The organism is Sorangium sp. So ce448 (assembly GCF_051520915.1).
Classification (GTDB): Bacteria; Myxococcota_A; Polyangia; order Polyangiales; family Polyangiaceae; genus Sorangium; species Sorangium cellulosum_B.
In genome coordinates, this window is the sequence record NZ_CP150343.1 from 10,855,233 (window position 1) to 10,869,035 (window position 13,803).

Sequence of the window (13,803 nt, forward strand, 5' to 3'; positions counted from 1 at the left end):
CGCTCGGGGCTGCCGCGTCGGGCTGCCCAGGCCCTCGCGCGTTGAAAGCCCGCCGCCGGAGGCTATGCACGAGGCATGCGTGAGCGTCGCCCCAGCCAGACGGCATCCATCGTCGCCCTCATCCGGGCGCTCGCGGACCAGGGCCTGACCGACGTCCCGGGCTTCGAGGATCCGGTCGTCCACCGGCTCCTGTCGCGCGGGTGGAGCGCCGCGCTGGCGCTGTTCGCGCGCCGGCTCCGGGGCCTGGACCCCGCGAAGCGCGCGCGCGCCCTCGGCCGGCTCTCCGCGGTCCCGCTGCGCGTGATGGCCATCGACATCGAGCTCGAGCGCGCGGTGGCGCTCGGGTGCCGCCAGGTCGCGAGCCTGGGGGCGGGGCTCGACACGCGCGCTTTCCGGATGAAGGCGCTCTCGGCGACCCGGTTCTTCGAGGTCGATCACCCGGCGACGCAGGCCTTCAAGCGGCGCAAGGCGGCGGGGCTGCCGCCGCTCGTGGAGCAGCTGACCTACGTGCCCGTCAACTTCGAGCGCGACGCGCTCGCCGCGTGCCTCTCGGCGGCCGGCCATCGCGCCGACGAGCCGACCGCGTGGGTCTGGGAGGGGGTGGTGATGTACCTGTCGGACGAGGCGCTGCGGTCGACGCTGCGGGCGCTCGCCGACGCCTCGGCGCCGGGCAGCGTCCTCCTCGTGTTCTACATGGAGCCCCCCGAGCCGCGCCGGGCGCAGCGCGTCCTCCGCCTGCTCACGTGGCTCTGGAGCGAGCCGCTCATCGGCCTGCGCCGGCGCGAGGTGATGCTCGCGGAGGTCGAGCGGGCCGGGTTCCGAGCGCTGCGCGACACGGGCGCAGCGGACTGGGCTCGCCAGCTCGGCGCCCCGTTCGCGCCGTCCAACCCGGCCAGGAACACGCGGCTCCTCGTCGCCGAGCGGCCCGGCCCGGGCGCCGCCCCGCCGCCCGTGCGCCCGCCGGCCTGACCCGGCCGGCGCCGCGCCTCAGCTCCACGTCGCCGAGCGCCGCGGGTGGCGGGTCTCGATGGCCTCGGCGTGCCCCCGCAGCCCGCGCGCGGCCGGGAGGTTGCCGTGCTCCTCGAAGACGTCGGCAAGGGAGAGCCCGAGCACGACGATCTGCTGGGGCTTCTCCAGCGCGCCGACCGTCGGGGCCACGGAGCCGAGCAGCTCGAACGCCCGCCGCCACGCCATCGCCGCGGCGTCCGGCATGTCGGCGTTGAGCGCCGCGTGGCCGGAGCAGCGGTGCATGTCCGCCGCGAACTCGTGGCTCCCGCGGCGGTTCGCGAGCTCCCCCGCGCGCGCGTAGGCCTCCGACGCGTCCAGGAAGCGGCGCTGCTTGCTGTGCAGGCTGCCGAGCGAGGCGTAGGCCTCGGGCACGATCGCGAACAGGCCGCGCCGCTCCGCCTCCTTCAGCGCGGCGACGAACACCCGGTGCCCCTCCTCGACGACGCCCGCCGCGATCAGCGAGCGCGCGCGCTGCATGGCGATGTGGACGGCCTCCTCGCCCAGCCCCCGGCTCGCCAGCATCTCCTCGGCTTGCTGCTGGAGCTGCGCGGCGTCGGCGTGCCGCCCCGCGTGAAAACACGTGTCCGCCTCGTGCAGGAGGCGCCGCGCGGGGAGGAGCTCCGGGGCGCGGAGGGGCGACTCGGCGGCGATGCGCTGCTCCAGATCGGCGGGGAGGCGCCGCCCGCGCGCCGAGAGATCGGTGATCACGCGCTCGAGATCGGCGATGGCCGGGCCGTCGGCCTCCGGCCACACGACGCGCGACGCGCCCTCGCCGAGGCGCGCGAGCAGGTCGCCGACGCTCGAGTGGGCAGGGTCGACGAGGACCCAGCGCACGAGCGCGAGGTCGGGGCAATGCGCGAGCCAGAAGAGGTCGCGCGCATAGGCGCGCGGGTCGTCGATGTGCTGCGGCGCCAGCACGACGACCGCGGTCCCGTCCGGGGCGCCGGCGGCGACGTGCGCCGCGAGGGCGCTGGCGAAGGTGTCGAGCGGCTCGCGCAGCGGGCCGTCCTCGGGCGCCGCGAGCGCCGCCGGGGCGCCGAGCTCGCGCGACAGCGAGCGCTCTCGGGCCGCCCAGCCGCGGCTGGGCCCGTAGACCGGATCGGCCAGGACCCAGACGGGACGGGGCGCCGGGCCTGCTTCACCGAGCGCCCGCAGCAGCGCCAGCGTGTGGCCGTGGACGTGTGCCGGCACGATCACGTGCAGCAGGCGGGCTCGCTCGCCCGTGAAGATGGCGCTGAGCGCGCTGGCGAAGTCGTGGGTCATGTCGCGGTTCCGGGCGGAGTCTTGCTCCGATCGCCGCGGAGGCCAAGCGAAGGCGCCCGCGTTGCGGTGCGGGGCCTCCCCTGCCCCTCCGCCACGAGCGCCCGCTTCCCGGATCCTCGGCGGGCGGCGATTGCGCGTCGCAGTACGCCACGGTCGAGGCGATGTGTCTCAGGGGCGCGATCCCCTGGATCCGAGGGTGTGGTGACGAGGAGCACGCGCGGGCGCTGGGCGCGGTTTGGCCCGGGCATTGCTGACATGGTCGGGCGCGGAGGAGAGGATACCGTGAAAACAGGGATTCGATCGCTGCTCCTGGGCAGCATGGTCATCGGTTGCATCGGCGTGATCGGTTGCGGAGGCAGCAAGCCTCAGCCGGAGGGACCGGCCGAGAAGGCGGGCGAGGCCGTGGACGACGCCGCGCGCGACGTCAAGGACGAGGCGAAGGACGCCGCGGAGTCCGCGGGCGACGCCGCCGAGAAGGCGGGGGACAAGATCGAGGACAAGACCGACTAGCGGCCCCGGGCGATCTCGGGCCGTTCGCGTGGCGAGGGGCGAGCACGTGCGCTCGCCCCTCGCTGCGCCTCGAACCATGGCAAGGCTGGCCGGGGCAACCTCGCGCGCGAGATCGCCCGGCCGGCGATGAAACCCGAACAACCCCGGCCGCGCCGAGGCGCGGCGCACCATGGAGGAAGGAAGATGAAAGCGACGTCATTGCTCGAGAAGCAGCATCGCAAGGTGGAGTCCCTCTTCAAGCAGCTCGAGAGCGGCAGGTCGGATCCGGCGCTCGTGCTCGCCGAGCTCGCCAACGAGCTCGCCGCGCACATGGCGATCGAGCAGGAGACGTTCTATCCCGCGGTGCAGCAGATCAAGGAGGACCTGATCCTCGAGAGCTTCGAGGAGCACGCCATCGCCGAGCTCGCGCTGAAGCGGCTGCTCTCGACCTCCCCGGAGGATCTCTCGTTCAAGGCGCGCGTGACGACGCTGAAGGAGCTCATCCAGCACCACGTCGAGGAAGAGGAGAAGGAGCTCTTCCCGGCGGTCGAGAAGGCCGTGGACGAGAAGCGGCTCACCGAGCTCGGCAGGTCGATGAAGGCGGAGTTCGAGCAGCGGCTGCTCGAGGGCTACGAGACGCTCCTGCCGGCGGGCTACAAGAAGACGTCAGCGGACCAGGCGAGCCACGCGATCCACGAGAGCCACGCGAACGGCGCGGCCCGGGCCTGACGAGGCCTGATCGCGGAGAGAGGTCGAGCGGCGGTCCGGCGGTGGGACAATGGAAGACGCGATCGGCTGGGTCAGCTCTGGCATCCTCGTCCTGACGGTCGGCAATCAGGTCTACAAGCAGTGGAAGAGCAAGACGAGCCAGGGCGTCTCGAGGTGGCTCTTCGTCGGCCAGCTGGCCGCGTCGATCGGGTTCGTCATCTACAGCTGGATGCTCGACAGCTGGGTCTTCGTGGCGACGAACTCGCTCATGGTCGCGAACGCGCTCGCCGGCGCGACGATCGTCTATCTCCAGCGGAGGCGCCGCGCGCCTCGGCCGGCAGAAGATGAGGCCAGGGCCCGGCGGGTGTTCAAGTTCCCGCGGGCCGCCGGCCCGCGGGGGCGACATTCGAGAGCCGGTCGCGGCGCGCTGGCTGTCCTGTCTCGCACGAGTGGAATTCGAAGCAAACGAACACACATTCATGCGACACGCGCGCTTCTCTCCGCACAGACACGCGGGAAGCCCGCCAATCGAGCCTGAACCGAACAAGCATGCAAAAGTGAAGCAGGATCGGTCGATGTTGAGCATGCGTCGAATGCCCCCTAGACTCGACGGATGCTTAACACTCGGACTCCTTCATGCGCCGTCGCGCTCGCCGCGACGTTCATCGGTGCTGTGCTGTCGGGCTGCGTCGGTGAGGTGGGCGACGGGTCAGATGGCGAAGGCGGCGGGCCGTCGAGCGGCGCTGGCGTCGTGATCCACCCGGGAGACTCCGGCAGCGGGCCGAGCACCAGCAGCGGCGGCTCGACCGCGGCGGGCGCCGGCGGCTCGTCTGCCCAGGGCACCGGTGGCTCGGCCACGGCAGGCGCAGGCGGCTCGTCGGCCGAGGGCGCCGGCGGCGCCAGCAGCTCGGCTGCGCAGGGCACAGGCGGCGCTGGGGGCTCGGCCACGGCGGGCGCCGGCGGCTCGTCGGCCGAGGGCGCCGGCGGCTCCTCCGCGCAGGGCGCCGGGGGCTCGGCCACGGCCTCGACCACGGCCGGCACCGGAGGCTCGAGCGGCGAGGGCTCCGGGAGCGGCGCAGGCGGCTCGGGCGGCGCCACCGGCGCGGCGCAGCTGTGCGTCGATACGATCAACCAGCACCGCGCCACGCTCGGCCTGCCGCCCCTCGCGCGCTGGGTCGAGGCGGAGTCGTGCTCCGATGAAGAGGCCGAGTCCGACGGGAACACCGGCGAGTTTCACGGCGCGTTCGGCCTTTGCAAGGAGAACGCCCAGAACGAGTGCCCCGGGTGGGATGGCCCGCCGGACTCGATGATCGTCCCGTGTTTGCAGCTCATGTGGGACGAGGGGCCGGGCGAGGATTTCGAGAAGCACGGCCACTACATCAACATGAGCAGCACCCGCTACACGAAGGTGGCTTGCGGGTTCCACACCTTCCCGGACGGCAGCGTCTGGTCGGTGCAGAACTTCAAGTGACGGGCGCGGCGAGCGCTCACGGACCTCATCCGTCGAGCGCCGTCCCCCCGCGGGCACCGGCGGATTCATCTTCTTCTCCCAGGACCGCCGCGCCCTCCTCGAGCTTGCCGGTGAGCCGCACGCGCGTCGCGCGGTGCACCCACACGTCGAACGCCTCCATCATGCGCCGCTCGATGGCCGCGCCCTCGAGCAGGCCGAGCGCGCGCGCGACGGCCTCCAGCGTCGACAGGGCGCCCTCGTGCGGCGCGCGGCGCAAGCCATAGCGGCTCGGCGCGCCCTCGGGCAGCGTGACCGGCTCGGCGCCGCGCGCGTCGGCGTCCCGGTGGACCGCACGGCGCGCCTGGTTCCAGTTGCCGTCAGGGACGAGCAGCACCACCGCCTCGCCGCGCGCGTCGTCGGGCGTGAGGGCGCGCGCCTCGGGCGACGGGAAGAGCACGAGCCGGCGGCCCTCCGGCAGCGGCGGGCGCGGCCGCGGCGCGATCTCGCCGCGCACGCGCACCTCCGCGCCCTCGAGCAGGCGCGCGACGAGCCGGCCCGTGTTGGTGCTCCTCGTGCGCTCGATCCGGTGGGTGAGCAGCACGACGCGCGTGCGCACGGAGAGCCGGGGCAGCGCGCCGCAGAGGCACATCGCCTGCGGCAAGCCGCAGCCGCGGCAGCGCGGCGTCCCGCGCGCGCGGATGGGGGGCAGATCGGGCGGCTGCAGCGGGAGGAACGTCATCGCGTCCGGGCCGGGCGTTCTCCCACGCGCCGGCCGTCCCGGTCAAACGGCCCCGCACCGGACAGCGGGATCTCAGGGGAAATAGCTCCAGGGCATCTGCGCCTGTCCGAGGGAAGCCGTCGACCTGGAAGGGAGCCGGAACACGCGCAGCACCTCCGAGACGAACGCCCGTGGATCCTGCGTGATGTAGAAGTGATCGCCGGCCAGCGCGCGCAGCTCGACCTTCCCTTCCAGCCAGTGCTTCCACGCCTCCACCTCGTCCAGACGGGCTTCATCGTCGGCGGATCCGTGGAGCAAGAGGGTCGGCGTCCGGAGACGCCTGGTACAGCGGTCCAGCGCAAGACGGTAGCTCTCCGAGGCGAGGAAATCGCCGCGCAGCATCGGCAGGAACACCTCTCTGAGCTGCACGTCGGTGCGGAATTCCGCGGGACACCCTCCCAGGCGGATCAGCTCCTCGACGAACCCGTCGTCATCGAGCGGGCTGAGCATGCGGCGTGGGATCAGATGGGGAGCGTGGCATGCTGACAGGACGAGGCCGGCTGGCGCCCGGCCCCATTGCTCGAGCAAGCGGCAGGCTTCGAACGCGATCTGCGCCCCCACGCTGTGGCCTACGAGGAGCCACTGGCCGCTGGGGGGCTCCGCGCACAGCTCGTGCGCCAGCTCGGACGCGGCGTGCTGAACGCTCCGCATGCCGGACTCGTGCAGACGATGGTCACGCCCTGGGTAGGTCACGAGGGACGCCGAGACGTCCACATGCGACAGCGCCTTCCAGCTGCGGAAGGCGCTATGGCTCCCACCACCGAAAGGGCACACGATCAGGTGCGGGCTGGACGGGGCAGACGCGCTCATGATGCGGCGCAAACTTCGGGCAGATCTGTTCATGGGTTCTCGGGGCGGTGTGGATGTCTCGAGGAACGATCGGCATCTGAACCGAGGTCAAGCCGTCCATCAGGACACCGATCACGTTGATCGAGCGAGAAATGGGCCGCCAAGGCGCCAAGGACGCCAAGAACAAAGCACAATCTTGGCGTCCTTGGCGCGCTTGGCGGTTCAAATTCCTGCTCTTTTCTGGGGTTTCAACCCATTGGTCGCTCTAGGTGGGCATGGCCGGCGAGGGGCCGCAGACCTGCTTCGCCAGGGCCCGCTTGTTGACCTTGCCCACGCTCGTCTGCGGAAAGCTCTCCAGGACCTTCAAACGATCGGGCAGCTTGAACGCAGCCACCCCCAGGCGGCTGAGATAGGCGTTCACCTCGGCGAGCGTGGGCGCTTCGCCGCGCGCGATGATGCAGGCACAGGTGCGCTCTCCCATCGTGGCGTCCGGGACGCCGACGATGGCGACGTCACGGATCGCCGGGTGAGCCATGAGGTAGTTCTCGAGCTCCTCGACGGGGACCTTCTCCCCTCCCCGGTTGATCACGTCCTTGCTCCGGCCTTCCACCACCAGGTGCCCGCCGGGGAGCCGCCGCACCAGATCTCCGCTCCGATAGAAGCCGTCGACGGTGAACGCCCGGCGATTGTACTCCTCCGCGCAATAATATCCGCGGATTGTGTAGGGACCGCGGACCTGAAGCTCGCCGACCTCGCCGTCCGCCACCTCGACATCCGAGGCGTCGACGATCCTCACCTCGTCGTCCTCGGCCATCGGGCGGCCTTGCGTGTCGATCACGGCGGCCTCGGGGTCGTCGAGCCGCGTGAAGTTGAGCAGCCCTTCCGCCATGCCGTAGACCTGCTGCAGCCCGCAGCCAAGGACGGGCCGTACGCGCGCCGCCGTCTCGGCCTTGAGGCGAGCGCCTCCCGCCTGGAGCCACCGCAAGCTGCTCAGATCGGCCTGCACCCACTCCGCCGCCTCGAGCCAGAGCAGGACGAGCGGCGGGATGAGGGCGGTCACGGTGATCTTCTCCTGCTCGATCAGCCGAAACGCGGACTCGGGGCTCGGGTCCTTGCAGAACACCACGGTGCCGCCGGCGTACAGGGTGCCGAGCGCGCCCGGGCACCCCAGGGCGAAGTTGTGCGCGATGGGGAGGCTGACCAGGTACCGGGTAGTCGCGTCCAGGCCTGTCACATCGGCGCTGAGGCGGACGTTGCAAACGTAGTCGTCGTGGGTACGGGGGATCAGCTTGGGAGCGCCGGTCGTGCCGCCCGACAGCAAGAGCAGGGCGACATCGCGCGCGTCCGGCCCGGCCAGGATCTCCGGCGGCGCGTCCACCTCGGAGAGCGGCACGAACTCCTCTGCGTCGCCCACCACGAGGACATGCCGGAGGCTCGCCACCCGCTTGCATACCGAACGGGCGAGCGACCGGTAATCGAAGCCGACATGCATGTCGGCGATCACATAGGCGACCGACTGGGAGAGCTCTGCCAGATGCACGATCTCGGTCTCTCGATGCGCCGGCAGGGCCAGCACCGGGATGGCCCCGATCCGGAACAGCGCGAAGCACAGGGGAAGAAACTCGGCGATGTTGGGCAGCTGAACCAGGACGCGCTGCTCCTCCGCGATGCCGAGCCGGCGCAGCCCCGCGGCCATGCGATCCGCGCGCTCATCGAGCTCCTGGTACGTCCAGCGACGCGCTCCGTCGACGACGGCCACGCGCGCCGGCGTCGCTCGGGCCCGCGTGCGCAGCACCTCGCCCAGGCGCTCGCCTCGCCAGTACCCCGCTTCCCGATAACGATCCACGAACTCAGCGGGCCAATCGACACATCCACTCAACATGGGAGCTCCCTCGCTTCCACCGACGTTCGTCGGCGCTCACTGTCCTGCGCTTCGATGCGCGCGGCCCGGGTCAGCGTTCGGGCGGGCGGGCAGCACGGCCGCGCCGTGCAGGAGGGTCGGGTCGAGATCGGCGGTCAGGCCGGTGATCTCGATGGCGCGGACCCCCGTCACCTCGGCGGGCTCGAGCGCGAACGTCGGGTCGTCACCGACGATCCGGCGCACCGCCTCTCGATGCTCGGCGCGGACCCCCATGCGCACCCGGCTGAGCCTCCTGGCCCCGTTCGGATGGCGGTTCTCTCTCGGATGTTGAGGCGGATCGTAGGGGGTCACGATGAACGGGAGACGATCGTTCGCCGGATAGGCAAACTTGAAGCGGATCTCCTGGCCATCGGGCTTCGTCCGCCGCCACCCGATGGCCCTGCCGACGGGGATCCCTGCCTCCCGCAGCGCGGCGAGCTCACGGTCGAGAGCGTGCGTGTCCACCACGACCGCCACGTCGCAGAAGCCCTCACCGTGCTCGGACCAGCGGATCATCCGCCGGCCCGAGCCGCGCCCGGCCATCAGCTCGATCGGCCACTTGAACCACCGCGCGCTGCGCGGCGTCGTGAGCAGCTCGACGATGGGGCCTTCCGTGAACCAGATGTGCGCGTGCTGGGCTTTTCGCTCGGGTGTCGCGTAGTCCACCTTGAACCCGAGCTCTCTGTAATCACGCACGGCTTGATGAATGTCGCGCACCCATACCAGGACGTGGCTGCAAGAAGTCGCCATGTTCAGTTCTCCCGAGCGCCGGGCGCTCGATCAACGCGCGCCGCTCCCGGCTGCATCGAAGGCCGCAGCGCGCGCCGCCGCACGCAGCTCGCCGACAGGGAGCGGCTCCGGGGTCTCCGGACGGATGAGCTCGGGCATCCCGATCCGCTCCGTCAGATCACGCCACGCGAGCGACACGCCGAGAGCCCACTGGCCGCTGCGGATACGGCGGGGCGGGTCGGCGATGTCGCCGCACAGGTCGTGCAAGGCGACGACCACAGCATCGGGCCACGTCCGCGCGAACACGTCGTGATAGCTGCGCGTGTGCTGGTCGCCGAGGATCGACGTGCTCTCCACGGCGAGGCGGTCCGTGCCGGGGCCGCTCATGATCAGGCGCCCTGTCGGGTCGCGCGGCGAGTGCATGCGTGGATTCCAGAGGACGGGTCCGTGGGTGTCGGCCAGGGTCAGCACGCCGGCGTCGCATCCGAGCGAGATCCGGTGCATGAGCAGGGAGTGATTGTCTGGATCCTCGGGGTGGACCTGGTTCTGCACGCGGAGCGTCACGGGCACGCCGCCGAGGGTCGCGCTCAGGCTCTGGAACGGCTGGCCGGCGACCGGCGACGGCCGGTCGCCTCGCGGCGCGCATTCGGAGAACGACCACGGGCGCAAGTCACCTGCGGCGCGGCCGATCACGTCGAGCAACGGATAGGCGACCTGGCTGTTGCAAGCGGCGTCGATGAACTGGATGCGCTGGCGCTTCCTGATGTACTCAGCCGCCGCAAGGAACTGCCGGATCGGGCGCACGTTCGGGTACAGCGTGTTGACGGCATACGCGGCGCCCCCCCGCTTCGCGGCCTTCAGGCACGCGGTGATCTCCGCGGCGTGCACCGGATGTTCCTGCAGCACGTGGATCCCGCGCTCGAGCAGCGTCCTGGCCAGATCGGAGCCTGGGCCGCCGGTCGCCCCCGATCGCACCACCACGCAGACGATGTCGATGTCGCCGGGGATGTCCTCCACCCTGGTGTAGAGCGGCGCTCCGTAGCGCTCGGCGCACTTCCTGGAGAACTCGCTGCCGCGCCCGAGCACGCCGGCCAGCGTGAACGAGCCCTGCGCCGACGCGACCGCATCGAGGTAGATGCGCCCGAAGGCGGTGCCGGCGACGACGACGCGCTTCTTCTTGCCGCCGCCGGCGCTCACCAGGTCACCTGCATCGTGAGCGGCCCGCGGAAGAACGTCGCGGTCTTCCACTGGACGTCGGCGTCGAGGCGCAGATCCGGCAAGCGGGTCACGAGCGCTCTCAACGCTTCCTGGAGCTCGACCCGGGCCAGCGACGCGCCGATGCAATAATGCATCCCACAGCCGAACGCGAAATGCGCCCGCGCGTCCCGATCGAAGTCGAGCCGGTGTGGATCGGAGAACTTGCGGGGGTCGTGGTTGGCCGCGCCGACCGACGCAAACACGGGCTCACCCGCGCGCACCAGCGTGTCGCCCACCTGGACGTCCTCGGTGGCGTAGTGCGGAAACATCGCGGCGGACGCGAGCGGCACGAAACGGAGCAGCTCCTCGACCGCCTGCGCCACGAGGCCAGGATCCGACCTGAGGCGCGCGAGCTGCTCCTGATGGGTCAGGAGCGTGTAGATGAAGTTCGGGATCTGCGAGGACGTGGCCTCGTATCCCGCGATCAGGATGGCGATGCAGAGCTGGACCAGCTCGCGCTCGTTCAGGCGGTCGTTCACGTCGTGCGCCTCGATGAGCGCGCTCATCAGGTCGTCGCCCGGCTCGGCCCGGCGCAGGCGGATCAGCCCCATGATGTACTGGGATAGTTCGCCGAGGTTCCGCTGCGTCTGCTCCGCGGTCTGCGTGTTGGTCGAGAGCAGAGAGTCGTTCCACTCCTTGAACCTGGACTGATCCGCCACCGGAACGCCCAGGAGCTCGCAGATCACGGACATCGGGATCGGAAGCGCGTAGTCCCGCACGAGATCCGCTGGGGGGCCTTTGGCCACCATCCTGTCGATCAGCTCGTTGGCGAGGTCGCGGACGTGCGGGCGCAGCTGCTCCACGCGCCGGTTGGTGAACGCCTGGGTGACCAGGTTGCGGATGCGGGTCAGCTCGGGCGGGTCCATCATGACGATCCCGCCGGCGATGCGCGGGAGCGCCCTCGGCGCGTCCGCGCGCTTCGTGGCCTCCTCGCGGCTGAACCGGCGGTCGGACAGCACGAAGCGGACGTCCTCGTAGCGGGTCGCGAGCCACGCCGGCTCGCCGTAAGGCAGCTTGACCTTGAGCAGCCCGGGCGTCTGCTGAGCGCGGGAATACGCAGAGGCGAGCGCGATGCCGTCGAAGAGATTGAAAGGATACTGGATGGGGGGATTCGTCGCGGTGGTCATTGCGTTCGTCCTTGTGATGCCGCCGTGGAAAGCGGGCGGGAATCGAAGCGCCGGCGGCGCGCCGCCCAGTCGCGCAGCCGCTCGCGGTCGAGGGCGACGCCTGCGGCGAGCGGCAGCTCATCCACGATCTCGATGCTGGCGGCGGCTCCCAGGCGCTCGCCGAGATGCTCGGAGAGGTGCTCCGAGGTCAGCAGCGCCCGATCCATCTTGGTCCGGGCCGCGAACACACGATGGCCGAGCCGCTCCAGCGGGTGGCCGTCCCGGGGCAGCCCGAGGACGCGCTGGAGGCCAGCGCCGTCCAGCGCCGCGTTCCACTGAGGCAGCGTGAGGAACGTCGACTCCGTCTCGGCCCTGCCGTCGCTGGCGTCGTCCAGCATGAAGGCCTGGGAGGCCATGACCCAGAACTCTTCGACCGTGGGCTCGGTCAGGACGAGCCAGCCGCCGGGGCCGAGCAGCTCGTTGAGCCAGCGGAGGGAGGCATCCGTGTTCCGCGCGGCGTTGAGCACGCCCCCGCCGACGATCACGTCGAACGAGTTCGGGACAAAGCCCTGGTCTCTCGGCGCGACGTTGATGTCGTAGAGGCCAAAGCGCACGCACCGGTGCCCGGCGAGCCGCGGGGCGGCCTGATCAAGGAAGTACCTGGAGACGTCGGTGTAGAGGTAGTCGACCTCGGCACCCGAGAGCTCCGGTAAGAGCGACTCGGAGGTCGCCCCCGTGCCGGCGCCGACCTCGAGCAGCCGGATCGGCCTCTGCCCGGGCCATTCCCTGGCAATCCTGCTCACGAGGAGGCTCACGGCGCGGTGCTGGTACCGGGCGGCGATGCTCTCGCGATACAAGGCCCTGGCGAGGTCGGTGCGCCCTTCCGGGAACAACAGGTGGACGGCCCGCACCGCGCCGGAGATCAGGTCGGGCAATCGATCGGCGTTCCGGACCGCGTAGTCGATCGTGCCGGCCGCGCCGACCGTGGCCAGCCACTCGCCCTTCAGCTCGTCCCATGCGCGCGCCAGCGCGGCGTCCGAGAAGTCGCAGACCGGGCCCACGGCGCTCAGCCGATCTCCGTCCCGGCGCAGCAGCTTCTGCTCCGTGAGCACCCTGAGCCAGCGACGGATGAGGGGCCGATGCGCGGCGGCGACCCGCGCCCGCGCGAGCACCTCGTCCACGGTGTGCGCGGCGGCCGTGTCGGTAAACAGGCCGCTGCGGCCCAGCGCGTTGAGCATCGACAGCAGCGCTGTCTGTCCCAGCCGCTCCACGGCCGCGATCGCCCGGTTCAGGTCGGTCCCGGCAAACTCGGCGTCCAGCGCGGCGGTCGCCGTGGCGATCAGGCGCTGTCCGCTCGCGTCCCCGTCGGCATCGTCGCTGGCACGCTTCGCGGGGACGGCAAAGACGGCCCAGCCGTCGCCGTCGGAGGGGATCACCGCCGCCGCCGCCACGCCCGGATGGCTCATCACGAGCTCCGCGATGCGCGCCGCTTCTTGCTCGGCTCTGCGCAGCTCGCGCTCCACCGGTACGAGCCCGGCTTCACCGGCGATCCTGTCCACGAGCTCTGCGCCGAAGACGCGCCGCACGGCCGCGGACGACTCGGCGGACAGCGCTCCACCGGCGCCTGCGCCGGCGTCGTACACGATGCGCCGCAGCGCCCCGAGGTCGGCGAGCGCGATCGCCGGGTGGGCCAGGAGGCTGCGCAGCAGCGCCGCTGACACGATCGCGCAGTCCGGGGCCGCTCGCTCGAGGAACGAAAGAGCCTTGGCCGGGCTGACGGCGCTCGCGTCCACCACGTGATGGTGGACGGCGGCGCCGGCGCTCCAGCTCGCGAACACCGCATCCCCGCCGAACCCGGCCAGCGGCGAGAGCACCGCCGTGCGCGCAGGCGAAGGGCCGAGCGCGTCGCGCAGGGCAGCCACCGATTCGCAGAACACCGCTCTCGACCACACGAACGATCCGCGAACCACGGAGAAGGGCGCGTCGTCCACCAGGCGCGGCTCACAGGCGCTCGCCCCGTCGAGCGCAGACAGGTCAGCGTCGGTGATCCTCAGGACATCGCCGCCGTCGCTCGCTGGCTGCTCGGCGGAGAACCGCGCGCCGAGCAGCATCGCGGCCAGCCGGACGGGCAAGGCCTGAGGACTGTCTCCGGCGCTCCAGCTCAGCGCGCGGCCCGCGACGGCTCCGCGCCGGCGCAGCGCCGTGACAGCGCGGTACGTCGCGTCGAGCACATCGGCTCCGGCCCACTCGCGCCCGCTCGACACAAGCGCCGCTCGGCTCCCGAGGCGCTCCAGCCCATCGATGATCTGTCTCACGGTCATGGCAC

General features: G+C 71.4%; 13 protein-coding genes. 5 read left to right on the top strand and 8 right to left on the bottom strand.

Annotated elements, in window-relative coordinates:
- Positions 1–75 precede the first annotated feature (75 nt).
- Positions 76–969 (top strand): class I SAM-dependent methyltransferase, encoded by an 894-nt coding sequence (locus tag WMF45_RS40965; RefSeq protein ID WP_437711586.1) that lies wholly within the window; start codon positions 76–78, stop codon positions 967–969.
- An 18-nt stretch (positions 970–987) separates the two neighbouring features.
- Here WMF45_RS40965 and WMF45_RS40970 read toward each other — a convergent pair whose 3' ends face one another.
- On the bottom strand, positions 988–2,271 hold the full coding sequence (locus WMF45_RS40970) for a hypothetical protein (RefSeq protein ID WP_437711588.1): 1,284 nt from the start codon (positions 2,269–2,271) through the stop codon (positions 988–990).
- 282 nt (positions 2,272–2,553) lie between these two features.
- Here WMF45_RS40970 and WMF45_RS40975 point away from each other — a divergent pair, with 282 nt between their 5' ends.
- The 4 genes from WMF45_RS40975 to WMF45_RS40990 all read left to right on the top strand — a co-directional run bounded on the left by WMF45_RS40975 (position 2,554) and on the right by WMF45_RS40990 (position 4,939).
- Positions 2,554–2,781, top strand: a complete 228-nt coding sequence (locus WMF45_RS40975; protein ID WP_437711589.1) for a hypothetical protein — start codon at positions 2,554–2,556, stop codon at positions 2,779–2,781.
- A 183-nt stretch (positions 2,782–2,964) separates the two neighbouring features.
- Positions 2,965–3,489 (top strand): hemerythrin domain-containing protein, encoded by a 525-nt coding sequence (locus tag WMF45_RS40980; RefSeq protein ID WP_437711591.1) that lies wholly within the window; start codon positions 2,965–2,967, stop codon positions 3,487–3,489.
- Between the two features lie 49 nt (positions 3,490–3,538).
- Positions 3,539–4,006, top strand: a complete 468-nt coding sequence (locus tag WMF45_RS40985) for a hypothetical protein (protein WP_437711593.1) — start codon at positions 3,539–3,541, stop codon at positions 4,004–4,006.
- A 75-nt stretch (positions 4,007–4,081) separates the two neighbouring features.
- Positions 4,082–4,939: a CAP domain-containing protein gene (locus tag WMF45_RS40990; protein ID WP_437711595.1), complete on the top strand. Its 858-nt coding sequence runs from the start codon at positions 4,082–4,084 to the stop codon at positions 4,937–4,939.
- A 25-nt stretch (positions 4,940–4,964) separates the two neighbouring features.
- On the opposite strand, the gene WMF45_RS40995 is transcribed toward WMF45_RS40990, so the two are convergent.
- From WMF45_RS40995 to WMF45_RS41025, 7 genes are all read right to left on the bottom strand, one after another.
- Positions 4,965–5,657 (bottom strand): tRNA-uridine aminocarboxypropyltransferase, encoded by a 693-nt coding sequence (locus WMF45_RS40995; protein ID WP_437711597.1) that lies wholly within the window; start codon positions 5,655–5,657, stop codon positions 4,965–4,967.
- A gap of 72 nt (positions 5,658–5,729) precedes the next feature.
- Complete coding sequence (locus WMF45_RS41000) at positions 5,730–6,539, bottom strand: thioesterase II family protein (protein WP_437711599.1); 810 nt, start codon at positions 6,537–6,539, stop codon at positions 5,730–5,732.
- Positions 6,540–6,750: 211 nt separating this feature from the next.
- Entirely contained in the window at positions 6,751–8,367 is a 1,617-nt protein-coding gene (locus WMF45_RS41005; protein ID WP_437711601.1) for a (2,3-dihydroxybenzoyl)adenylate synthase, read from the bottom strand.
- Between the two features lie 36 nt (positions 8,368–8,403).
- Complete coding sequence (locus tag WMF45_RS41010) at positions 8,404–9,135, bottom strand: VOC family protein (protein ID WP_437711603.1); 732 nt, start codon at positions 9,133–9,135, stop codon at positions 8,404–8,406.
- Positions 9,136–9,165: 30 nt separating this feature from the next.
- On the bottom strand, positions 9,166–10,311 hold the full coding sequence (locus WMF45_RS41015) for a Gfo/Idh/MocA family oxidoreductase (protein WP_437711605.1): 1,146 nt from the start codon (positions 10,309–10,311) through the stop codon (positions 9,166–9,168).
- A complete protein-coding gene (locus WMF45_RS41020) occupies positions 10,308–11,498 on the bottom strand; it encodes a cytochrome P450 (RefSeq protein WP_437711607.1) in 1,191 nt (396 codons plus the stop codon). The genes WMF45_RS41015 and WMF45_RS41020 overlap by 4 nt, the downstream gene beginning before the upstream one ends.
- The gene (locus WMF45_RS41025) at positions 11,495–13,798 is read right to left on the bottom strand and encodes a methyltransferase (RefSeq protein WP_437711609.1); all 2,304 of its coding nucleotides are present in this window, start codon (positions 13,796–13,798) and stop codon (positions 11,495–11,497) included. The genes WMF45_RS41020 and WMF45_RS41025 overlap by 4 nt, the downstream gene beginning before the upstream one ends.
- Positions 13,799–13,803 lie beyond the last annotated feature (5 nt).

What these genes read in the sequence shown, in the direction of transcription:
- WMF45_RS40970 (WP_437711588.1), bottom strand. Translation starts at nt 2,271, where the DNA reads ATGACCCACGACTTCGCCAGCGCGCTCAGCGCCATCTTCACGGGCGAG.
- WMF45_RS41010 (WP_437711603.1), bottom strand. Translation starts at nt 9,135, where the DNA reads ATGGCGACTTCTTGCAGCCACGTCCTGGTATGGGTGCGCGACATTCAT.
- WMF45_RS40980 (WP_437711591.1), top strand. Translation starts at nt 2,965, where the DNA reads ATGAAAGCGACGTCATTGCTCGAGAAGCAGCATCGCAAGGTGGAGTCC.
- WMF45_RS41000 (WP_437711599.1), bottom strand. Translation starts at nt 6,539, where the DNA reads ATGAACAGATCTGCCCGAAGTTTGCGCCGCATCATGAGCGCGTCTGCC.
- WMF45_RS41005 (WP_437711601.1), bottom strand. Translation starts at nt 8,367, where the DNA reads ATGTTGAGTGGATGTGTCGATTGGCCCGCTGAGTTCGTGGATCGTTAT.
- WMF45_RS41020 (WP_437711607.1), bottom strand. Translation starts at nt 11,498, where the DNA reads ATGACCACCGCGACGAATCCCCCCATCCAGTATCCTTTCAATCTCTTC.
- WMF45_RS40965 (WP_437711586.1), top strand. Translation starts at nt 76, where the DNA reads ATGCGTGAGCGTCGCCCCAGCCAGACGGCATCCATCGTCGCCCTCATC.
- WMF45_RS41025 (WP_437711609.1), bottom strand. Translation starts at nt 13,798, where the DNA reads ATGACCGTGAGACAGATCATCGATGGGCTGGAGCGCCTCGGGAGCCGA.
- WMF45_RS40990 (WP_437711595.1), top strand. Translation starts at nt 4,082, where the DNA reads ATGCTTAACACTCGGACTCCTTCATGCGCCGTCGCGCTCGCCGCGACG.
- WMF45_RS40995 (WP_437711597.1), bottom strand. Translation starts at nt 5,657, where the DNA reads ATGACGTTCCTCCCGCTGCAGCCGCCCGATCTGCCCCCCATCCGCGCG.
- WMF45_RS40985 (WP_437711593.1), top strand. Translation starts at nt 3,539, where the DNA reads ATGGAAGACGCGATCGGCTGGGTCAGCTCTGGCATCCTCGTCCTGACG.